The organism is Microbulbifer maximicatervae (SeqCode), assembly GCF_052467815.1.
This window is the reverse complement of sequence record NZ_CP174326.1, coordinates 1,780,789-1,802,222: the sequence shown is the minus strand read 5'-3', so window position 1 is coordinate 1,802,222 and position 21,434 is coordinate 1,780,789. Positions and strand designations below refer to the sequence as shown.

General features: G+C 48.5%; 19 protein-coding genes. 10 read left to right on the top strand and 9 right to left on the bottom strand.

Annotation, left to right across the window (positions count from 1 at the left end):
- Nucleotides 1-26: 26 nt before the first annotated feature.
- The 6 genes from ACJJIW_RS07895 to ACJJIW_RS07870 form a co-directional block, all read right to left on the bottom strand.
- On the bottom strand, nt 27-413 hold the full coding sequence (locus ACJJIW_RS07895) for a SpoIIAA family protein (RefSeq protein WP_444937053.1): 387 nt from the start codon (nt 411-413) through the stop codon (nt 27-29).
- Between the two features lie 141 nt (nt 414-554).
- Nucleotides 555-1,046, bottom strand: coding sequence for a VOC family protein (locus ACJJIW_RS07890; protein ID WP_282930891.1), 492 nt, complete (start codon nt 1,044-1,046; stop codon nt 555-557).
- Nucleotides 988-1,299, bottom strand: coding sequence for a putative signal transducing protein (locus ACJJIW_RS07885; protein ID WP_282930890.1), 312 nt, complete (start codon nt 1,297-1,299; stop codon nt 988-990). The genes ACJJIW_RS07890 and ACJJIW_RS07885 overlap by 59 nt, the downstream gene beginning before the upstream one ends.
- Nucleotides 1,300-1,395: 96 nt before the next feature.
- Nucleotides 1,396-1,794: a hypothetical protein gene (locus tag ACJJIW_RS07880; RefSeq protein ID WP_413663646.1), complete on the bottom strand. Its 399-nt coding sequence runs from the start codon at nt 1,792-1,794 to the stop codon at nt 1,396-1,398.
- A 269-nt stretch (nt 1,795-2,063) separates the two neighbouring features.
- The gene (locus ACJJIW_RS07875) at nt 2,064-3,572 is read right to left on the bottom strand and encodes an aldehyde dehydrogenase (protein ID WP_282930888.1); all 1,509 of its coding nucleotides are present in this window, start codon (nt 3,570-3,572) and stop codon (nt 2,064-2,066) included.
- An 84-nt stretch (nt 3,573-3,656) separates the two neighbouring features.
- Nucleotides 3,657-4,319, bottom strand: coding sequence for a fumarylacetoacetate hydrolase family protein (locus tag ACJJIW_RS07870; RefSeq protein WP_282930887.1), 663 nt, complete (start codon nt 4,317-4,319; stop codon nt 3,657-3,659).
- Nucleotides 4,320-4,469: 150 nt separating this feature from the next.
- Between ACJJIW_RS07870 and serA the strand changes: the two genes are divergently transcribed.
- The 7 genes from serA to ACJJIW_RS07835 all read left to right on the top strand — a co-directional run bounded on the left by serA (nt 4,470) and on the right by ACJJIW_RS07835 (nt 11,763).
- Nucleotides 4,470-5,717 carry a phosphoglycerate dehydrogenase gene (serA, locus tag ACJJIW_RS07865; protein ID WP_282930886.1) on the top strand — a complete coding sequence of 416 codons (1,248 nt, stop codon included), beginning with the start codon at nt 4,470-4,472 and terminating at the stop codon, nt 5,715-5,717.
- Nucleotides 5,718-5,917: 200 nt separating this feature from the next.
- Nucleotides 5,918-6,826 (top strand): EamA family transporter RarD, encoded by a 909-nt coding sequence (gene rarD, locus ACJJIW_RS07860; protein WP_282930885.1) that lies wholly within the window; start codon nt 5,918-5,920, stop codon nt 6,824-6,826.
- Between the two features lie 51 nt (nt 6,827-6,877).
- Nucleotides 6,878-7,954, top strand: a complete 1,077-nt coding sequence (locus ACJJIW_RS07855; protein ID WP_282930884.1) for a sensor histidine kinase — start codon at nt 6,878-6,880, stop codon at nt 7,952-7,954.
- Nucleotides 7,951-8,763, top strand: a complete 813-nt coding sequence (locus ACJJIW_RS07850) for a LytR/AlgR family response regulator transcription factor (RefSeq protein ID WP_444937052.1) — start codon at nt 7,951-7,953, stop codon at nt 8,761-8,763. The genes ACJJIW_RS07855 and ACJJIW_RS07850 overlap by 4 nt, the downstream gene beginning before the upstream one ends.
- A gap of 218 nt (nt 8,764-8,981) precedes the next feature.
- A complete protein-coding gene (locus tag ACJJIW_RS07845; RefSeq protein ID WP_444937051.1) occupies nt 8,982-10,154 on the top strand; it encodes an MBL fold metallo-hydrolase in 1,173 nt (390 codons plus the stop codon).
- A gap of 440 nt (nt 10,155-10,594) precedes the next feature.
- Nucleotides 10,595-11,326 (top strand): DUF4386 domain-containing protein, encoded by a 732-nt coding sequence (locus ACJJIW_RS07840; protein ID WP_444937050.1) that lies wholly within the window; start codon nt 10,595-10,597, stop codon nt 11,324-11,326.
- The gene (locus ACJJIW_RS07835; RefSeq protein WP_444937049.1) at nt 11,323-11,763 is read left to right on the top strand and encodes a DUF6326 family protein; all 441 of its coding nucleotides are present in this window, start codon (nt 11,323-11,325) and stop codon (nt 11,761-11,763) included. The genes ACJJIW_RS07840 and ACJJIW_RS07835 overlap by 4 nt, the downstream gene beginning before the upstream one ends.
- Nucleotides 11,764-11,965: 202 nt before the next feature.
- On the opposite strand, the gene ACJJIW_RS07830 is transcribed toward ACJJIW_RS07835, so the two are convergent.
- From ACJJIW_RS07830 to ACJJIW_RS07820, 3 genes are all read right to left on the bottom strand, one after another.
- Entirely contained in the window at nt 11,966-12,949 is a 984-nt protein-coding gene (locus ACJJIW_RS07830) for an alpha/beta hydrolase (protein ID WP_282930879.1), read from the bottom strand.
- Between the two features lie 114 nt (nt 12,950-13,063).
- Nucleotides 13,064-14,128 (bottom strand): class II fructose-bisphosphate aldolase, encoded by a 1,065-nt coding sequence (gene fba, locus ACJJIW_RS07825; RefSeq protein WP_282930878.1) that lies wholly within the window; start codon nt 14,126-14,128, stop codon nt 13,064-13,066.
- An 89-nt stretch (nt 14,129-14,217) separates the two neighbouring features.
- Complete coding sequence (locus ACJJIW_RS07820; protein WP_282930877.1) at nt 14,218-15,381, bottom strand: phosphoglycerate kinase; 1,164 nt, start codon at nt 15,379-15,381, stop codon at nt 14,218-14,220.
- Nucleotides 15,382-15,965: 584 nt separating this feature from the next.
- Between ACJJIW_RS07820 and ACJJIW_RS07815 the strand changes: the two genes are divergently transcribed.
- The 3 genes from ACJJIW_RS07815 (at nt 15,966) to ACJJIW_RS07805 (ending at nt 21,431) form a co-directional block, all read left to right on the top strand.
- Nucleotides 15,966-16,364 carry a globin gene (locus ACJJIW_RS07815; protein ID WP_282930876.1) on the top strand — a complete coding sequence of 133 codons (399 nt, stop codon included), beginning with the start codon at nt 15,966-15,968 and terminating at the stop codon, nt 16,362-16,364.
- Between the two features lie 239 nt (nt 16,365-16,603).
- The gene (locus ACJJIW_RS07810; protein WP_282930875.1) at nt 16,604-19,423 is read left to right on the top strand and encodes a M16 family metallopeptidase; all 2,820 of its coding nucleotides are present in this window, start codon (nt 16,604-16,606) and stop codon (nt 19,421-19,423) included.
- A gap of 499 nt (nt 19,424-19,922) precedes the next feature.
- Nucleotides 19,923-21,431 carry a S8 family serine peptidase gene (locus ACJJIW_RS07805; RefSeq protein WP_444937048.1) on the top strand — a complete coding sequence of 503 codons (1,509 nt, stop codon included), beginning with the start codon at nt 19,923-19,925 and terminating at the stop codon, nt 21,429-21,431.
- Nucleotides 21,432-21,434 lie beyond the last annotated feature (3 nt).

Sequence of the window (21,434 nt, the reverse complement as noted above, 5' to 3'; positions counted from 1 at the left end):
CTATTCTGGCTTTATCACTTCAAAATCTAGGTAGCTTCCTCCAGCCAAGCTTTCGCCTCAGTTTCTGATTCAAATGTTCGATATTCACCACCAATAAACCAGCTACCTACTTTTCCGGCGACTTTTAGCCAGCGTTTATCTGAAAGTACGGCAACCCGGTTAAACTCCCGGCCGTATTCAATACCCAACTTAAAATCATCCCAAGCCGCCCGAGGCTCCCACCCCTCCAATTCTCGAGCATCCATAAATACGTTTATCTTTGGGTGCTCAACTTTTTCTATTGCTGCGGTCAACATTGGTACCATGGTTTCGTAATCATCATGGGTCAACTTACCACGGGCCTTCACAGTAAGGAAAATATAATCGGATTTCTGTTCCAAACCGATAGACACACCATGGGACGTAACAGTCATAAGACACCTGTAAATCTTTTACCAATTATCACTACATAATCCATACTTAAATCATCGAAAAAGCCATGAATTCATGAGTTAAGATAAAAAGATCATATTAATTGAAAGGTGATAGGTTTAAGTATTTGAATAGCTACTCTCTTACAAGCTGATAGTATCAGAACCACTGCCATCAAACTGTACCAGACAGAACTCATTTCCAAAGGGGTCAGTTAATGAAGACTTAACTCCCCATTCTTTTTGCTGGATTTCACCCTGTATCTGTCCACCAGCATCGACCACCTGCTCTATTGCCAGAAGCAAATCCTCTACAACAATATCCATATTTACCGGCGTCCAGTGCCGATCATAGCTACCTATATTTTTTTTACTGTTTATCGGCCAGATCCCCGAATCCCTTTGCTGTAGAAATATAGGCACAGTGCCACCGAGCATCTCAATCATATCCGTTCCCAGGCGGCGACCTTCGTAGAGGCCAAATGCATCTCGATAAAAATTGATCGCCCGGTTTAAGTCATCGACATCAATGTTGAGAAGTACTTGCATTGTGATATGCGACCCACAAAACTCCGCTTTAGTCAGCTCCTGCTGGCTTGGGTTCTCCACATTGCCAGCAGTAATCAAAAGCTGCACCGTTATCTTCCCCACATGCCTGGCAGAACCAGCTATTCGAATCCACCTCAGCCTCAGCCAGGACCTGTCGGGCTCGCTCCAAATCGCGGTCACGCTCTAACCATAATTCTGGCCAAACCTGGTTGGGGGCTAATTCACCAGTAGCCCCCTGGGCATATTCATTTTTTAATTGTGTTTTTATTCCCGCAACTTCAAGTCGACTCTTTGCCAACTCAACCAACAAACGGTTTTCATGGGTATAAATAAGTTTCATAATTGGGCCGCACAAATATCAGGAATCCCCAGATTACACAGCTATTAATCTGCAAACAAACCCTGCTTCTGCCAAGCAGGCAATTCCTGAAAATTCTCAGCGCACACCGATCAAACCACAATTTTCATATTCACAGTATTTCTCTTCTCCAACCGTAATGATCTCCAGAATAGACTCTACGGAGTCAACTGCTGAACGGCTGTTCAATAGAATTCTGCCTGAGCGATTGGCAATATATTCAAGGACAACTTTTCCTTTTCTATTGCGATGCTCAGCAATTTTCTGCCCTTTTCTGACTTGATCACCACGATTGACAAATAGCCTGATCCACTCTCTTTGCCTCTGCTTGAGATTGTTATTGTGAGACATACTCGTATAAATTTTTTCTGCGCTAACAAGCCCTGCTATTTCGCCAAAAATTGGCGCTTTTTCAGCATGGGCATAGGTCGCACCAATGGCACTTAAAGCCACAAATAGAACGGTAGTTTTGTTCAAATCAGCACCCCTACACGCTATAAAACTCGTGAACTGGAATACTCATATCCTGAAAATGTCGCCCCAAACTTTTCTCAGGGCAATAAGTTAGGTATAGCTGACTAGATAATTCACGCCAGAAAATCCACTGCGCGTCGATCCAGCAGCTGGTATGGAGGTAGAGGGAGATAAACACTGACTACACCGGAGCCCTGTATATCTAGTGGCAATTCCGGGGTGAGTGGGAAAAATGCATGAGGACCGGGAGTCCGGCCCTCAAATCTGAGAAGCTAACTCAAATCAATCCAGGTGGACTTGAGTTCACAGTACTTATCCAGCGCATGTAGCGACTTATCGCGGCCATTTCCAGACTGCTTAAAACCACCAAACGGTACGGTGATATCACCGCCAAAATAGTTATTTACCCAAACAGAGCCGGCGTATATATCCCGGGCCATACGGTGGGCACGACCCAGGTTATTGGTCCAGATACCCGCCGCCAGGCCGTAGATTGAGTCATTGGCTATGGCGAGTGCTTCTTCCTCTGTCTCGAACTCGATAACAGACAGCACCGGGCCAAAGATTTCTTCACGGGCGATCGTCATGTCGCCGGTAACACCGCGAAATACCGTTGGCTCATAGTAGTAACCGCCTGCTACTTCATCTACCGGTTTGCCGCCGCAAACCAATTGCGCACCCTGCTCCAGGCCCTTGGCCACGTAAAATTCAACCGTATCAAACTGGCTGCGATCGATCAGGGCACCCATACGGGTATTTGGGTTTTGAGGATGCCCGGGCTTAAAGCACTCTGCCGCTTTAGCCACTTTTTGAATAAATTCATCGGCAATAGATTTTTCAACCAGCAGACGTGATCCGGCGGTGCAGGTCTCCCCCTGGTTGTAGAAAATGGCCAGGGCCGCTGCTTCTGCCGCCTTATCCAGATCTGCATCGGCAAATACAATATTCGGGCTTTTACCGCCGAGCTCAAGGAAAGTACGCTTGAGGTTGGACTGACCTGAGTACTCGGTCAGGGTTTTGCCTACTTCGGTGGAGCCTGTAAATGTCAGGCAATCGATATCCATATGCAGACCCAAGGCCTTGCCCAAGCTACTTCCCGGTCCCGGTAGCACATTTAACACGCCATCCGGCAGGCCCGCGTCCTTAGCCAGGCCCGCCAGCTTAATCGCTGTCAGCGGTGTGTTAGAAGCGGGCTTCAGGATAACGCTGTTGCCGGTGGCCAGGGCCGGCCCCAGTTTCCAGGCGGTGGTGGATAAAGGGAAGTTCCAGGGCACAATGGCGGCCACCACCCCCAGGGGCATACGGGTAACCAAGCCCAACTCACCGGGGCCGGTTGGGGCCACTTCATCGTAAATCTTGTCGATTGCTTCACCGCTCCAGCGAATCGTAGTGGCCGCTCCAGGGACATCCACGGCCATGGTATCGCCAATCGGCTTACCCGCATCGAGGCTCTCGAGCAGGGCAATTTCCACCAGACTCTCTTCAATCAGCTCTGCAAAGCGCACCATAATTTTTTTGCGCTGCATTGGCGGCATTTTCGACCAAACACCAGACTCGAAGGTTTCCCGAGCCACCTTTACCACCAAATCCGCGTCACTTGGACCGCAGCTGGCAACTTGCGCCAGCTCTTCACCATTTGCGGGATTAAAAGTGGCGCGAGTTTCACCGGAGAGGGCATCGACATAGCTGCCATTGATAAAGGCACGGCCCTCGATTTTCAGTGAGGCCGCCAGAGCCTGCCATTCCTGCAGGTTTTGGGGGACATTATTTTTCGCTGACATGACACACCTCATTTAATTTGGAGATAGTTTTCCCGGTTATATCGAAAATGTGATCACAAATCAAAGGGCTGAAGTCATTCTAAACTAGGCCACCTGCGTTTCCACACGCAGCCAATCATCTTCCAACTGCATCGCCAGATTATCGCCGTGGTGTAATTCGCCCACTCCCGCCGGTGTGCCCGTCAAAACCACATCACCGGGTTCGAGCGTAAAGTAACTGCTGACATAGGCCACCAGATCAAGAATTGGTGTCAGCATATTTTCGGTTTTACCCTGCTGGCGCAGTTCACCGTTCAGCCATAGGGAATAACTGAGCTTGTCCCAGTCCGGCAACCAATCGAGTTTCACAAAGGGAGAAAGAGGGCATGACTTATCGAACCCCTTGGCCTTTTCCCAAGGATGTCCCGCTTTTTTCAGCTTCGTTTGGAGGTCGCGCAAAGTTAAATCCAGGGAGAGGCCCAAGCCAGCAATGGCCCCAGGGACTTCTGCCACGTTGGCATTACTCAAGCGCTTGCCAATCAACAGGGCAAGCTCACCTTCAAAGTGACAACTGCCGCGCCCCGCTGGTAAATGGATGGTGTCTGCCATAGGTACCGCTGCTGTTGCCGGCTTGATAAATAGCAGGGGTTCTTCTGGCACCGGATTATTTAACTCCGCCGCGTGGTCTGCGTAATTGCGCCCCACACAGACAACCTTCCCCAAACCAAACGGTACTTCACTGCCACAGGTAAATTGATGTTGGTACATAGATAAACAAGATAGTTAGGATAGAAATTTCGAATAAAGCCTTGGAGGCTGCATGTGCTATGATCGCGCCTTCGCCAAAATTGCGGCACCCCCGAAGAAGTGATCTAAGCACTTTGCACCTGTTATTCGCACTCAGTGAAGAGATAGTTTATGGCTGCGCACAGTTCCGATCAAAAGAAGTCCCTGCAAAAAGATAAAATCCGCATCCTGTTGCTGGAAGGCGTACACCAGTCCGCCGTCGACTTACTCAGCTCCCGAGGCTACACCAATGTGGAGTACCTCAAGACCTCCCTGCCTGAAGATCAATTGATCGAGAAAATTGCCGATGCGCACTTTATCGGTATTCGCTCGCGTACCCAGTTAACCCGCAAAGTATTGGAACATGCGTCCAAACTGGTAGCCGTAGGCTGTTTTTGCATCGGCACCAATCAGGTGGATTTACAGGCGGCGACGGAACTGGGTATCGCGGTATTTAATGCGCCCTACTCCAACACTCGCAGCGTTGCCGAGCTGATTATTGCCGAAACTATTTTCATGCTGCGCGGTATTCCAGAGAAAAACGCAGTGTGTCATCGCGGCGGCTGGCAGAAGTCAGCGGTGGGCTCATACGAGGCCCGTGGCAAAACCCTGGGCATTATCGGCTACGGTGCTATCGGCTCCCAGGTTTCTGTTATGGCCGAAGCTATCGGGATGCGAGTCAGATTCTACGATGTGATTACCAAGTTGCCGCTGGGCAATGCCACCCAAGTAAACTCACTTCCGGAATTGTTGGCGGAATCCGATGTGGTCTCCCTGCATGTACCAGAGTTGCCTTCCACCAAAATGATGATGGGCGCCGAGCAGATAGCGCAGATGAAGCCCGGCAGTATTCTCCTCAACGCCTCTCGCGGCACTGTGGTAGATATTGATGCCTTGGCAGAAGCACTCAAGAGCAATCACCTGGCCGGTGCGGCGATCGATGTCTTCCCGGTTGAGCCCCGTGGCAACAGCGACGAATTCGTCTCTCCCCTACGCGGAATCGATAAGGCGCTGCTGACCCCTCACGTAGGTGGCTCCACTGTGGAGGCCCAGGAGAATATCGGTACAGAAGTATCGGAGAAACTCGCTCACTACTCCGACAACGGCACCACCACCAGTTCTGTGAACTTCCCGGAAGTTGCACTGCCCGGTCACCTGGATACCCACCGCCTGCTGCATATTCACAAGAATGTGCCCGGTGTACTGAGCGCCATCAACCAAGTGTTCTCAGAAAATGCCATCAATATCTCCGCACAGTTCCTGCAAACCAATGAGACAGTGGGCTATGTAGTGATCGATGTGGACGCAGAGTATTCTGATCTGGCACTGGAAAAATTGAAGAGTATCCCCGGCACCCTGCGCTGCCGTGTGCTTTTCTAAGCCTTTCGGTCGTTGGCGGGTACCCACAAATACCCGCCAATGACACGCCAATCGGAGCCTTCCTCGCGGTAAAAAAGATTGATCCCCCCCGGCCACCGCTTCTACAATGGCCAGACCTATTCTTTTGCTTCAGGCCCAGGTGACCACATCCACGTGCCACCCCTGAACCAAAGCCAGAGTTATCCACAACAGGTGCTCCCTTGCGTAGTAATGATTCCGCCTCAACCGGCCTTCTCGCCGGGATTTCCGCCTTCCTCATTTGGGGGCTGGCGCCACTGTACTTCAATAAATTACAGGATATTCCCGCTGCGGAAATCCTTGCCCACCGCAGTATCTGGTCGCTGGTACTCGCTATTGGTATTCTGCTGATTGTACGCAAGATGCCGGATTTTCTGGCAACCTTACGCGACGGCAAGAAGATGCGGATGCTGGCCCTGACCACGGTATTGATCGGCGGTAATTGGCTGGTGTTTATCTGGGCGATCAATAATGGCCATTTGCTCGAGGGCAGCCTGGGTTACTACATCAATCCACTGATCAATATTTTGCTGGGGGTCCTGTTCCTGGGTGAGAAACTGCGGCGACTGCAATGGATCGCTGTAGCGCTGGCCGCTACCGGCATTGCCTATGAGCTTTGGCAGTTTGGTCGCATACCGATCATTGCCCTGTTCCTGGCCTGCTCCTTTGCGCTATACGGTTTGGCCCGCAAGCAGGCCCCTGTGGAAAGCCTTACCGGCCTCGCGGTGGAAACTCTCTTTATATTGCCAGTGGCAATGATCTACCTGTTTTGGAGCGACAGCCCCACCAGCAACTTGCTGAACAACAGCCTGGAGTTAAACAGCTTACTGCTCTTTGCCGGCCCCATTACCCTGGTTCCCCTGCTGCTGTTTACGATCGCCGCGCGCAGGCTCAACTTATCCACACTGGGCTTCCTGCAATACATCGGCCCCACACTGATGCTGGTGGTCGCCACCCAGGTATTGGGCGAGTCTTTCAGCGAAGAAAAGCTCACCACCTTTATGTTTGTCTGGCTGGGTCTAGCCCTCTATTCTGTCGATGCACTAGCACAGCGGAGAAAGCTGCATCTACAAGGTAAAGCAGCGCTTTAACGGTAAAACCTGTGTAAGAATGGCCGCTAAAATTTACCGAAGGCGGCCATCATGAATTACTCGCCGACAGCCAACCCACCTCAAGTGCGACTGCTACCCAGCAGGCAGCGGTCGCTGACTGTTTTGCTGGCTACTCTGCTTTGGACCCTGCTACTCAGCTTCGGCTGGAAAGGTACTTATACAGAACTCCTACTGCAAACCAGCACAGCTGCCATATCAGCACTGATTACTTTTTGCCTGTTCGAGCAGTGGCCGCGCAACTTGCCTCAACGATTACCCCGCTGGGTAATACAGGTGGTGGGTGTGGCAATCTCTATTCCACTGACATTGCTAATCCTGTCTCCTGCCTTGACAGAACCGGGGGCACTTCCACTTTGGCAGGACCACAGCCGACACTGGAGTTTTCTCCTGATAGCGGTGACCGGCATGTTATTCGGGCCCTGGCTCGCTATGTCTGCGTTGTTGCGCCAGCGGGATATTGCTGTACGAGAGCAGGCGCAATTTTTTGAACGGCAGCGGGGTGCCCTGGAGCACCAGGCGCTCAATGCGCGGCTGCGTTTATTACAATCCCAGGTGGCCCCACACTTCTTATTTAATACACTCGCCAATGTACAAGAGCTGGTAGAGTCTTCATCCCCTCAGGCACCCGCACTACTGAACAACCTGATTGCCTACCTGCGCGCCGCAGTACCGAAACTTGAGTCGGAGCAAAGTACCGTCGAGCAAGAGCTAACTCTGGTGCAGGCTTACCTGGGCCTGATGCAAATGCGTATGCCGGATCGCCTGGAATTTTCTATCAACGCTGGTGACGAGGTGCGAAGTCAGTCTTGCCTGCCCATGTCTCTGATGTCACTGGTTGAAAATGCCGTCCGCCATGGCATAGACCCCAGTGAGGAAGGGGGACGTATTGATATTGAAATAAAGCTGGAACAGGGCCTCTGTATTGCCACCATCACCGATAGCGGTATCGGCATCCAGGACAATTCCAACAGTCTCGGGACAGGGTTGGCAACTTTGAGAGAGCGGCTACAACTCACCTATGGCGATAGTGCAGGCTTGCGTTTGATCGACCAACAGCCCACAGGTCTTTGTGCCGAATTGCTATTCCCCGCCGAGGAGCAAATATGAGTGCCACGCCCGCCACCGCCACCGCCACCGCCACCGCCACCGCCACCGCCCTAGTAGCTGACGACGAACCACTGCTGCGCCAGTCTTTGGTCCGCAAACTCAAAAGTGTCTGGCCGGAGCTGAAGGTTGTTGCGGAGGCCCGTAATGGTCGTGAAGCCGTAGAACTATTTGAAGAAAAGCAGCCCGATATCTGTTTTCTGGATATCCATATGCCGGGTAAGTCCGGTATTGAGGCAGCCCAGAGTATTGGGCGTCGGGCCCATTTAGTTTTCGTTACCGCATACGACAACTATGCCGTGGAAGCTTTTAGGCAGGGTGCACTGGACTACCTGGTAAAACCGGTAGAGATTGAGCGGCTCGCCGATACCGCCGAGCGGCTTAGGGAACGGCTCAGCAGTTGCAAACCCGTCAATCATCAACAGGAGTTACTCGAGCAATTAGCGAGACAGCTTCAATCCAAGGGAGACAAACCATACCTGCGCTGGATTCGCGCTTCCATAGGCCAGCAATTGCGGATGATACCGGTAGAAGATGTGCACTATTTGCGTTCAGATGAGAAGTATACCCTGGTAGCCTGGAGCGAATCCGGCAATAACAATCTGGAGGCCTGTATTCGCACACCATTAAAGGATCTAACCCACCAACTTGACCCCGAACTCTTTACCCAGGTTCATCGCTCTGTTGTCGTCAATTTAAAGGCCGTCCGCCATGTGGTGAGAGATGGAGATGTTGCCCAAATCACACTGCTGAACCGGGAGGAAGTATTACCTGTCAGTCGACGCTATCTACACTTGTTTCGCCAAATGTAACTTAAGCGCCACCTAAGTAATTTTCTCTTAATCACTTGCATTAACAATGCTTACTGGCGGTTATTCTTATTAATCAAACTTAGTAGTAACAACATCAGAGCACTGCAGCTAGGTGCCCTAATCTTTGCCTCTAGATTTTTATCTTATTTTTGGCACTCCAAAAGATCACTGCATATCCTTGATACATATTTTCCATATTGGCTGGAATCTATAAAATCATGCGACTGGTAGTTAATAGTTTTGCTTCTCTTTTCCTCGGTATATTTTTTGCCATTTCAAGCCTGGCCGAGCAGCCTGAATCTCTGAAGCGTTACCCACCTTATGTGGAAGATGATGGCAAAATGCACATCTACTTTTGTGGAACTGGCACGCCAGATCCGGCCTATCAATACTTGCGCCATCCCGCCTGCGTTGCTATTCGCAGCAGTGGGAAACTATTCCTCGTCGATGCCGGCGAAGGAGCTACAGCAAGAATTGGCCAGCTCGGCCTTAATCTCGCCCAGCTGGACCCCATTTTTATTACCCACTGGCACTCGGATCACTTTGGTGGTTTGGCCATGGTGATCAACGAGTCCTGGTTTGTTGGTGCCGACTCGCCTATTAATGTCTACGGACCCTACGGCATCCATCGCATTTTGGATGGAATTAACAAGAGTTTTGGGCCGGACATCCTTTTTCGATCGGCAAATAGGCAGGGAATTCTCGATCCAGTCCTAGCGGTCGCCACTCCCCACCTAGTGAATATTGCCGGGGATCAAAGCGAGGTCGTACAAGATGTGTGGCACCACAGGGATACCTATGTCTCTGTGTTTGCCGTACATCACGAACCGGTTTTTCCCGCATTTGGTTACGAGATACGTTTTGGCCCCTGTAAAGTCATCATTACTGGTGATACCCATGTTTTCGATGCGCTAGAGCCAATTGAACGGGATGCCGATCTACTGATTTCTGAGGCTCTCAGCTATGCCCAATACATCAGCAAGCTGAAGCAAACCGGGGATAACCGTCGCGCTCGTTTGCGATATGAGAAGGCAAATCAAATTATCCACTACCATTCCAATACTCTGGACATTGCCAAGATGGCAACCAAAGCGGGGGTAAAATCGGTGGCCTTAACACACCTAATACCACCTCCCATTACTGAAGCTGACAAGGTCGGTTTTATAAAGGGAATGCGTAAATTCTATTCGGGCCCAATCCGGGTAATGGATGACCTGGATGAAGTTGTGCTATCGGACAATGGACAGGGTACCTGTAAGGTTGAATACCCTACTAACAGAGTTCCCACAAGTGCAAAACTGACTTCGGAGAAAAGTGATAAACCCCGCAAGAAGCCAGCCTCCACACCGAGTCCCTCCGAATCCAAGAAAGCCAGTCAACAACTCGATTAACAGCAGGCTAAACAGTGTGAGCCGCATACAGTTGGCGGCTCACAAAACTTCTGGATGGCCATACCATCCCAAATCACTTATCTCACTATTCCGCACTTCAAACCACGCTTTCCGCAGCCCATGCCTAGCTGGGTAGCGCACAACTCAATATTCCAATAGGTTTCTTTGCATACAGTGACTCTAAAGAGACCACCATGGCGTCAATAGCTAGTACCCCACACCCAATAGTCGTAGTACCGCTAGAGATACAGAAGCTTTACCTCTATTCACAACAGAACAACACCATAAGTACGTCTTTGCTGACCATATTCTTCTTATGAAATTCCAGCTGATTACCGTGGTTGGAAGTTCACCGTAGCACCCTTTATATAGCTACAGCGACTAGGACCTAACCAACTTTTGGCTCTCTATCTGTCAATTTGATTTTACAAGGATATAAAATGACTCAAAAAGAATATGCCAGACTTTCTGGGCTTATTTATTTACTTACCATCTTGTTGGGAATATTTTCTTTAGTATACGTGCCTTCGCAAATTCCCATAATATGGGAAAGCGCACCATTAACAGCACAAAACATCCTGAAATATGAATTTCTATATAGATTAGGAATTTTAGGCGGGATACTTCTTTATATACTATTTTCAATACTGCCACTAGCGTTATATCGCACATTTGCACCTGTAAATAGGGGATGTGCGTCATTAATGGTTGTTTTGGCCCTCACCAGTATTCCATTTACTCTACTCAATATAGTTAACAAAGTTGACGCTCTCACACTTCTTAGCGGAGCAGAATATCTCCTAACTTTTGAAAAAGAACAAATTTTTACTCAGGTATTATTGTTATTAAAATCGTATAGCAACGGAATCCAAATCATCCATATTCTCTGGGGTTTATGGCTATTTCCTTTCGGATACCTGGTCTACAAATCAAACTTACTACCCAAAATACTGGGCATAATGTTAATGGCAGGAGGCCTTAGCTATTTAGTAAGGTTCTGCGCAAATTTACTTTTCCCTGAATATCAAATCCCGGCTTTTATTAGAGTACCCGCCTCTCTAGGGGAGATCGGAACCTGTCTATGGTTGCTAATTATGGGCGTTAGAACTCCACCAACTATTACTGTATCAAATCAAAAGTTATCTACCATCAAGATCGAGGGAATGTCATGAACGATAAAAACAATTTAAAGAGCACATCAGCCAAGCTCACGGACAACCATATAGATGTTAGGATTAAAATAGCCGGGCTATGGGCTTCAGTAGTGCTACTTTACATCTATGGGGATTTCTTTGGGCTATTTAGGACTGGGAAAATAGATAGAATAATTGAGGGATTCGGGCCATTTGGAGCGGTCACACAAGAGTCACTACTTGCTGTATCAATCATTGTGTCACTCCCCTGTATTATGGTTGCCCTAACTTTATTACTTAAACCATCTATCTCTCGCTGGATCAATATTGTCACATCCTCAGCTTTCATTATTTTCTTATTTGCAACATTTTTAATATCCTCCTGGTATTTCTACTTTTATCTAGGGTTTATCGAAATTATGCTCAAATTAGCTATTATTTGGTTGGCTTGGCGCTGGCCTCATGAAGAGCATTAATAGAGCTTTTGACCAAAGAGGAAGGAAAGAACATATTGTGCTTGGGCACCGCCGTATAAGGCATGGATGGCGTCTTCGACCTTAAAGAGGAAATTTACAGAGTGTTCATTTCTTCTCACTAAGTAGATTCCCTAAGGCTTTCCGAGTGAAAAGTGCAAGTCAAAACTCTGCGAGTTGAGTGCTACAAGTTATCGCTCACAGCCTATTTGGTTAACCACTCATCCATCGCCGCTAATATTTGATGGCGATAAGGTTGGGTTTCGTTAATCATCTGGTGCCGAGCGCCGCGTATCAATACCCGATGGCAATTGGGAAAACGATTCCGAACAGCATGAAGGCCATAACGCCAATCAACGGTTTTATCATCCGTTCCCTGTACCAAAAGGATCGGGCGTGGGTTGCGTGCCGTGCGGGGAAATGTCTGCAACCAATCCACCATCGCCCTGAGCCAGCTCATAGAGATTGATTGAGATTGAAGGGGGTCCCTGAGTGCCTGACGTCGAGAAAACTCCACATCGTGGGTATTAATCGTAAAGGCCCGGCCGGGTTCGCGGATAAACAGGCGGCCCACATAATATTTCCAGCGATTTAGCCAGGCCCAGTTTGACGGCCTTACCAAGGGAGCCAACAAAAAGACCTTATCCAGAGGCTGCCAGCGGCTGTATTGCAGATGGGCCAGTAGTGCAGCGCCACCGGTGCTCTGGCCCATTGCATGCCAGGGCCCGGGCAACTTATTTCGCGCAATTTCCAACAGTCCATCAAACGCCTGGCGGTATTGCAGGAAAGTATGGATAGCTACACGCTCACCACTGGATAAACCATGTCCGGGGAAATCAAAAATCACTACATTGAGATCCCGCTCCAGGCCAAAGCGGATTGCCGGACCATAAATACCCGTATGATCAAAATAGCCATGGCAAATAAACAAAGTGCCCTTGGGATTCTCGACCATCCAATACTGTGAAACCAATTCAAATCCGGCAACTTTAAATGTGCCTACCCCGGTCTTATGGGCTCGTGGAAAATGCAAATCGTAAAAATTACGATAATCCCGCAGCTCTTTGCACAGAGGGGTTTCGTCAGCGCCAAAATCCAGTTCAGGCAACTTCTGACGCAATGCAGAGTAGTCCGGGCGCTTTATTACCGGACTATTATCGTAGGTGCTGAGGTCTTGCAAAGTATCCATTAGTGCAATGGTACTGCATTTTGGCGATAGGGGTAGTGATATCGTAGCGGGAAAGACAACCTGAAAAGAAAAAGGTGGGCATAGAGCCCACCTCTTCGCAACAGTGGAAGACTGTTACTTGATTTGCGGCTCCAGCTCACCGGCAGCGTAGCGTTCGCTCATAACATCGAGGCTAACAGGGCGAATCTTGCTGGCATTACCAGCAGTGCCAAATGCCTCATAACGAGCGATACAGATTTCCTTCATCGCTTGCATAGCGGCTTTGTAGAACTTACGCGGGTCAAACTCAGATGGGTTCTGAGCCAGGAAGCGACGTGTGGCACCAGTCGAGGCCAAGCGCAGGTCGGTATCGATATTGACCTTGCGCACACCGTACTTGATACCTTCACATATCTGCTCAACAGGAACGCCGTAGGTTTCCGGGATCTCACCACCAAACTCATTGATTACAGCCAGCCACTCCTGGGGTACAGAAGAGGAACCGTGCATTACCAGGTGGGTACCTGGAATACGAGCGTGAATCTCTTTGATACGGTCGATGGCCAGGATGTCCCCGGTGGGCGGACGAGTAAACTTGTAAGCACCGTGACTGGTACCACAGGCAATTGCCAGGGCATCCACCTTGGTCTTCTGTACGAAGTCAGCGGCCTCTTCCGGATCGGTCAGCAGCTGGTCGTGGGACAGCTTGCCCTCAGCGCCAACACCGTCCTCCTCTCCCGCCATACCGGTTTCCAGGGAACCTAGACAGCCCAGCTCACCTTCAACAGAAACACCACAGGCGTGGGCCATATCCACCGCGCGCTTGGTGACATCTACGTTGTATTCGTAAGAAGCCGGGGTCTTGCCGTCTTCCTCAAGGGAGCCGTCCATCATCACTGAGCTAAAGCCCAGTTGGATAGAGCGCTGGCAAACGGCAGGGCTGGTGCCGTGATCCTGGTGCATAACTACTGGGATCTCAGGGAATTCCTCAATAGCGGCCAGGATAAGGTGGCGCAGGAAGGGAGCACCGGCGTACTTGCGGGCGCCCGCAGAAGCTTGAACGATTACTGGAGAATCGGTCTCTTTGGCCGCTTCCATAATCGCACGCATCTGCTCTAGATTGTTTACATTAAATGCGGGTACACCGTAGCCATGCTCTGCGGCATGGTCCAACATTTGGCGCAGGCTGATAAGAGCCATAATTAATTCCTTTCTCGTCTACTCGTAGTATTTGTATTTTTGCTTTTATGACCTGCCTGCAAATTGCGACAGGCCTTATTTTTCGTTATTTAGTCTTGTGCGCGGCTTTCCAGTATAGCGACCGCCGGGAGCTTCTTACCTTCAACATATTCAAGGAAGGCACCGCCACCCGTGGAGATATAGGAAACCTTGTCGGCAATGCCATACTTATCCACAGCTGCCAGGGTGTCGCCGCCACCAGCTATAGAAAACGCTGCGCTCTCGGCAATGGCTTTAGAGAGGTGCTCGGTACCGCCACCAAACTGGTCAAATTCAAACACACCTACAGGACCATTCCAGATAATGGTTTTCGCACTGCTGAGAATATCTTCCAGTTGCTCGGAGGATTTCGGGCCGATATCAAAGATCATATCGTCTTCAACCACAGCATCGGCACTTTTGGTTTCCGCTGCGGCGGATTCACTGAACTCTTTGCCTGTGACTACATCGGTAGGCACAGGGATATCACACTTCTGCATCAGGGCCTTGGCGGTATCTACCAGATCGTGCTCGCAAAGGGACTTGCCCACTGGCTTGCCGCTGGCTGCCAGGAAGGTATTGGCAATACCACCACCAACAATCAGCTGATCGACTTTGTCAGCCAGGCTTTCGAGTACCGTCAATTTTGTAGAAACCTTGGAACCACCAACAATAGCAACCAGCGGGCGCGCCGGTTCAGCCAGGGCTTTCTCCAATGCGTCCAGCTCAGCAGCCAACAGAGGACCGGCACAAGCAACCGGTGCAAATTTAGCCACACCATGGGTGGAAGCCTGGGCCCGGTGGGCAGTACCAAAGGCATCCATCACGAAGATATCGCACAACTGGGCATAGGCCTTTGCCAGGGACTCATCGTCCTTCTTTTCACCGCTGTTAAACCGTACATTTTCCAGCAGGGCAACTTCCCCATCGGCCAACTCAACGCCATCGCGCCACTCTTTGACCAGCGCCACATCACGGCCCAACAGCTCACCCAGGTGTGCAGCTACTGGGGCCAGGGAGAATTCTTCTGCGTACTCACCCTCTGTGGGGCGCCCCAGATGAGACATCAACAGCACTTTAGCCCCGGCTTCAATGGCGGCTTTTATCGTCGGTAGTGCCGCACGAATACGTGCATCGGAAGTTACACAACCGTCCTTAACCGGTACATTCAAGTCCTCACGGATAAGTAAGCGCTTACCAGCAAGATCGAGATCTGCCATCAGTTTGACCGCCATTCGCCAATCCTCTTCTACTTCGATTAACTGAAAAATGTGGGCGGCGATTATATCAACAGGAGCCTGTTGATGCCGATATTAAAAACAGGGGAATACGTTGTTATAACAGTCAATCTGCGAATTATTAGCGCAGTTGTTACTGTCTTAGGGGTCATCAAGCCAAAAGCGACCTTAGTTGATAACTGTTCGCTCAGAGGGTTAGCAAGTAGTTACTTCATGCAGGACTGACACCTAACGCCAACTAATGATCATGCTTTCAAAATCAATCCCACCACTTCCAAAGGGCTACCCAAGCCATTTAAGCAGCTAAATAAGAGGCCATGTAATTGCAATACAAGTCTCAATTGATACCAGGTAATTGAAATAAAGCTCACTGGAAATCAGGGTTCCACAGTAAATTTTTCATTCCCGCTCTGAGAATTACTGCTTAATTGCGCCAGATACCTAGCAGGCATAGCCAAATTGTACTTCCCGCTTTCGAGTTCGATCGCTAGAATCGCCGCCCCCTTCCAAAACGCACATTAATTACAGAGGCCATTTAAAAGTAGAACTTGGGATGGCCAACTTAAGAGGTAAACAAAACGATGCAACCAACGGATAGTGATATCGTTTTTCAAAGCTATGGACGCTGCTGCAATAAAGAAAAGTTTTTTGTAGATTTTTATGATCGCTTTATGGGAAGTTCTACAGACATCCGTCAGCTCTTTGCCAATACAGATATGAAAGCCCAGCGTCACCTTTTACGTAATGGCATTATGCAACTGGTACTTTATTCGCGCGGCATGCCGGACACCAAACTGCGCGCCCTAGGGAAAAGTCACGATCGTAATGGCTATAATATTCGCCCGGAATGGTATCGCCTCTGGCTCGACGCACTGCTCGCCACAATTAGACAACACGACGAGGAGTACTCACCAGAAATTGAAGCCTCCTGGCATCGGGCAATCCTGCCAGGTATTGAAATCATCCGTAAAGCCTACTGACTCTTGCGATTCAAAGAAAAAGATAGCTTTTAATCTCTAAACCCCAAACCGGCCTTTCACGATCGGATTTCCGATAGTTTCAATGCACAAAAGCATACTTTGTGACTAGTGCCGGTACGGGGTTCTATCCTATCAAGATTCAATTCACTATAAAAAATGCCTATAGCTATTCTAAAAATCCGAAAATAACTATAAAAAGTAAAACTAAATTTATAGGAATCAATAACAAGGAAATAATAATGAAAACGGTACGAAAGTACAGCCTTCCTTTGGCGCTAGCTGTTGCGATAAGTGCATGTAGCGAAGCCCCCAAGAGTCATAAGAACTCCGAAATAACGACAAATCCTACTTCAGTTTCAACCTCGGAAAACAAGCTTCCGTCACTGGAAATAAAATACGAAAAATTCACACTACCTAATGGGTTGCGCGTAATCGTGCATGAAGACCGCAAAGCGCCTATTGTCTCTATCGGAGTCTGGTATCACGTCGGTTCAAAAGACGAAAAACCCGGCAGGACTGGATTTGCACACTTATTTGAACATCTGATGTTCAATGGTTCAGAAAACTACAATGACGAATTTTTCAAACCATTTGAATTAGCTGGTGCTACCGGTATGAACGGCACCACTTGGTTAGATAGAACAAACTATTTTGAAACCGTGCCCACGAATGCATTGGATATGGCCCTATGGATGGAATCCGATCGCATGGGACATCTACTCGGTGCCATTACCCAAGAGAAACTCGATGAACAGCGTGGTGTAGTCCAAAATGAGAAACGCCAGGGTCAAAACCAACCCTATGGCAAAGTATGGGAGCGTATGCAAAAGGCCATTTACCCGGCCGGCCACCCCTACTCCTGGACTACGATCGGCTCAATGGAAGATCTGAATGCAGCCTCACTTGAGGATGTCCACGAGTGGTTTAAACAATATTATGGTGCCGCCAACACAGTATTAGTACTTGCCGGAGATATAAATGTAGAGACAGCAAGGGCAAAGGCCACTCAATATTTTGCGGACATTCATCCTGGCCCACCCTTAATTAAAAAGAAAGCATGGATAGCTAAACGAGAACAATCCAGCCGCGAGCAAATGTTCGACCGCGTCGCACAATCACGCCTGTATAAAGTCTGGAATACTCCAAACCTAACTCATGAGGATGCTGGAGCTATTGCTCTGGCGGCAGCTGTTTTGGGTGAGGGCAAAAATTCCCGTCTCTACCAGCGCCTAGTTTACCAAGACCAAATTGCCACTAAAGTAGATATTGGACTACATGAATTTGAACTCTCCTCTATATTTCCTATTGTTGCCGATATAAAGCCAGGCATAGAGCTGACTACCGTAGAAAACGCTATCGATGAGGAGTTAAAGCGTTTTCTTGAGGAGGGGCCAACAAGAGAGGAGTTGGCAAGAGTCAATATGAAAGTCTATGCATCTCATGCCCGTAACTTAGAGCAGGTGGGCGGATGGAGTGGAAAAGGAGTAATTCTTGCTCGTGGTGAACTCTATAGGGGCAACCCCAGCTCCTATCTGGATGCACTTACTGAAATGCAGGGTATAAGCCCTGAGCATGTTAAAGCTGCCGCTCAGAAGTGGCTTTCCAGCGGCGATTACAATCTGGAGGTACACCCTTTCCCTAAATACTCCACTTCTAAAGCTGATGCAGATAGATCCAAATTGCCGGATACAGGAGAGTTTCCCAGTGTCCCATTCCCCGAATTACAAACTACAGAGCTATCCAATGGTTTAAAGGTCATACTGGCTCAACGCCATGCTGTACCAGTCGTCGATGTCCAATTGCAGTTTGATGCCGGGTATGCCGCTGACCAGGGGAATATCCTGGGTACATCCAGTTACGCCATGTCCATGCTCAAGGAAGGTACTTCAAGCTTAAGTGCTCTTGAGATAAGTGCCAAAGAAGAATTACTAGGTGCGCGCATCAGCGCAAATTCAACTATTGATACTTCAACAGTTAGTCTCAATGCACTGAAAGGCAATATTGATGACTCCATATCTTTATTTGCCGATATCGTGATGCAGCCAGCTTTCGTCACAGAGGAAATTGAACGTAAGCGGAGCCGATGGATTGCAGGTATTCAACAGGAAAAAACTCAACCAGCACAAATAGCCCTACGAAAATTACCACCGCTACTTTACGGTAAAGACCATGCGTATGGCGTACCACTAACAGGCTCAGGAACTGAAAATTCCATTCAATCTTTGACTCGCGAAGATATTGTTAGTTTTCATCAGACCTGGATGCGTCCAGATAATGCCACGCTAATTGCCGTTGGTGACATTAGTCTCGATGAGCTGAAACAAAAACTTGAGCAACACTTTGCAGACTGGGTAGCACCTGAAAAGCCCTTGCCCTCCAAGCAACTTGAACAGGTCTCACATCCTGAAAAAACTAATATTTACTTAATTGATAAACCAGGAGCCGAACAAAGCATCATCATTGGTGGTCTACTGGCACCATCTGAAATGATTCCACAGCGTGAAGCCCTTCATATGATGAATGATATCTTTGGAGGCACTTTCACCGCACGAATTAATATGAACCTGAGAGAAGATAAGCATTGGGCCTACGGAGCATACTCTTTCCTAACAGGAGCCAAAGGGCAGCAGCCTCTATTGGTATACGCACCGGTTCAAACAGACAAAACCAGTGAATCTTTACAAGAGCTATATAATGAACTACAGGCCTATATAGGAAATTCCCCAGCAAAGGAAGAGGAACTACAAAAGATAAAAGATAAACGAATTAATGAGCTGCCTGGCCGCTTCGAGACTATTGGATCAGTCTCAAGTGCTATTGCAGATATAGTAGCCTATGACCGGCCACTTACCTATATGGAGACTTATACACAGCAAATTCGCGATATTGATCTTGCTTTAATTCATACTCTGTCTAGGAAAACTCTAAAAACCAATCAATTTACTTGGGTTATTGTAGGCGATAAAAGCAAAATTAAGGAAAAACTGATTAGTCTTAATTTAGGATCTATTTCTGAACTTGAATCAGGAGATAATCTAACAAGCATCCCACAAAACTAAATAACAACTAATTCTGGTCGACCAGACAATCTCTATTTGGTCGACCACTACCAACTTTCCAACCAATAACTGGCCCACCACAAATTTCTCAATCTGATTTTTCAACCAGATATATTTTTCTATCCAACACTACGAAACAAACTGATACAAGTCACAAGACTAACTACCAAATAAATCAATTGCAGATACCACTCATAAAAAGATTTACACAAAATACCCACAAAAAAACACTCAACCTAACAAATACCGCAAAGAGAAAATAAAATGTGGAAATTTCAACAAAAGTCGTTAAAAATTATCATGCAATCGCAAAAATCAACAAAATAAAAATCCCTCAATAAAATTTTAAAAAAATACCTGCAATTTGATTATTCATACGCCATTAAAATCCTGTTAAATTCCCCCAGGTCGATCTCGAACAAAAACCAATAATCAAAAATGTTGAAATAAGAGCAGCGACAAAAGCAACAATAAATATAGAAATTGCCAGGAGTATCCAATGAAGAAAAAACTATCTGTATTTGCCGCCGGCGTCTTAGCCTTTGCTGTAGCCGGAAACGCCGCTGCAGCTGCAGAAGACAAGCGTTACATCGTGACTTTCAAGCAAGGAAAAGGTGAATCAGTTAAGTCTTTCATGAAAAAGAGAGGCGGACGCCAAGCTGTTGAAATACGTCGTCAGAATGCGATGGCAGCTCATATGTCTGCAGAAACCCTCAAAGAAATGCGCTCCAATCCGAACGTTGCATTTATCGAAGAAGACGTAAAACGTTATCCAATGTCTCAGGAAACGCCCTACGGAATTACCATGGTGCAAGCAGACCAGCTGGGTGACTCTCAAGCCGGCAACCGCACCGTTTGTATTATTGATTCTGGCTACGATCTCGTCCATGAAGATTTGTCTGGCAATGCCGTTACCGGAACCAGTGATCCCAGTGGTGCAGGCAATTGGTATGAAGACCAGAGCGGTCACGGCACCCATGTAGCCGGCACTATTGCTGCAATGAACAATGGTGCTGGTGTCGTAGGTGTGATGCCTAGTAGTAACATCAACCTGCATATTGTAAAAGTCTTCGACGGTGATGGCTGGGCCTACTCCTCCTCCCTTATGGCAGCAGCAGAAGTTTGCGCCGACAACGGTGCCAACGTCATCAACATGAGTTTGGGAGGTGACAGCCCCAACGTCCTCGAGAGGCGCACCTTTAATAGCCTGAATCGCGAAGGCATCCTGTCCATCGCAGCAGCAGGAAACGATGGGAATACGGCCCACTCCTACCCAGCCTCCTACTCCTCAGTAGTATCCGTAGGTGCTGTCGACAGCGATAAGGCCATCTGGTCTTCATCCCAGCAAACTAACCAGGTAGAACTCTCCGCCCCCGGCGTGCAGGTTCTATCTTCTGTTCCCACTGATACAGGCAGAATTTCCTACTTGACTGTCGACAGTGTTGATATCGAGTCAGCCCCGATATCCGGCACTCCAGCTGGTGCAATCACCGGCTCGATGGAAGATTGTGGTACGGCAGAATCCGCTTGCACCAGTGCGGCAGGTAAGATTTGCCTGATTGCTCGCGGCAATATCAGCTTCGCCGAGAAAGTCTTGAATTGTGAGTCTGGCGGCGGTATCGGTGCCATTATTTACAATAATGAAGAGGGATTACTTTCCAGTGCCACCCTGAGTGACACCGTAACCACAATTCCCTCAGTTGGCATTTCAGATACTGACGGTGCAACTCTACTCACGCAATTAAATGCAAGTGTGGATTTGGAAAATGAGGCTACTAGCTACGAATATTACAACGGTACTTCCATGGCTACCCCACACGTTGCCGGTGTTGCCGCGTTGGTATGGAGCCACTTCCCCAACTGCAGCAATACAGAGATTCGCAACGCACTAACGGCTACCGCTGAAGATCTCGGTGACGCAGGAAGGGACAATGCCTATGGCTACGGCCTTGTACAGGCAAAAGCAGCCTATGACTACTTGGATACCTACGGCTGCTCAGGCTCCTAATCC

Coding starts and splice junctions, on each gene's coding strand:
- ACJJIW_RS07850 (WP_444937052.1), top strand. CDS start 7,951: ATGAGTGCCACGCCCGCCACCGCCACCGCCACCGCCACCGCCACCGCC.
- ACJJIW_RS07805 (WP_444937048.1), top strand. CDS start 19,923: ATGAAGAAAAAACTATCTGTATTTGCCGCCGGCGTCTTAGCCTTTGCT.
- ACJJIW_RS07895 (WP_444937053.1), bottom strand. CDS start 413: ATGACTGTTACGTCCCATGGTGTGTCTATCGGTTTGGAACAGAAATCC.
- ACJJIW_RS07840 (WP_444937050.1), top strand. CDS start 10,595: ATGACTCAAAAAGAATATGCCAGACTTTCTGGGCTTATTTATTTACTT.
- ACJJIW_RS07885 (WP_282930890.1), bottom strand. CDS start 1,299: ATGAAACTTATTTATACCCATGAAAACCGTTTGTTGGTTGAGTTGGCA.
- ACJJIW_RS07830 (WP_282930879.1), bottom strand. CDS start 12,949: ATGGATACTTTGCAAGACCTCAGCACCTACGATAATAGTCCGGTAATA.
- ACJJIW_RS07810 (WP_282930875.1), top strand. CDS start 16,604: ATGAAAACGGTACGAAAGTACAGCCTTCCTTTGGCGCTAGCTGTTGCG.
- fba (WP_282930878.1), bottom strand. CDS start 14,128: ATGGCTCTTATCAGCCTGCGCCAAATGTTGGACCATGCCGCAGAGCAT.
- ACJJIW_RS07835 (WP_444937049.1), top strand. CDS start 11,323: ATGAACGATAAAAACAATTTAAAGAGCACATCAGCCAAGCTCACGGAC.
- ACJJIW_RS07870 (WP_282930887.1), bottom strand. CDS start 4,319: ATGTACCAACATCAATTTACCTGTGGCAGTGAAGTACCGTTTGGTTTG.
- ACJJIW_RS07820 (WP_282930877.1), bottom strand. CDS start 15,381: ATGGCGGTCAAACTGATGGCAGATCTCGATCTTGCTGGTAAGCGCTTA.
- serA (WP_282930886.1), top strand. CDS start 4,470: ATGGCTGCGCACAGTTCCGATCAAAAGAAGTCCCTGCAAAAAGATAAA.
- ACJJIW_RS07815 (WP_282930876.1), top strand. CDS start 15,966: ATGCAACCAACGGATAGTGATATCGTTTTTCAAAGCTATGGACGCTGC.
- ACJJIW_RS07855 (WP_282930884.1), top strand. CDS start 6,878: ATGAATTACTCGCCGACAGCCAACCCACCTCAAGTGCGACTGCTACCC.
- ACJJIW_RS07845 (WP_444937051.1), top strand. CDS start 8,982: ATGCGACTGGTAGTTAATAGTTTTGCTTCTCTTTTCCTCGGTATATTT.
- ACJJIW_RS07875 (WP_282930888.1), bottom strand. CDS start 3,572: ATGTCAGCGAAAAATAATGTCCCCCAAAACCTGCAGGAATGGCAGGCT.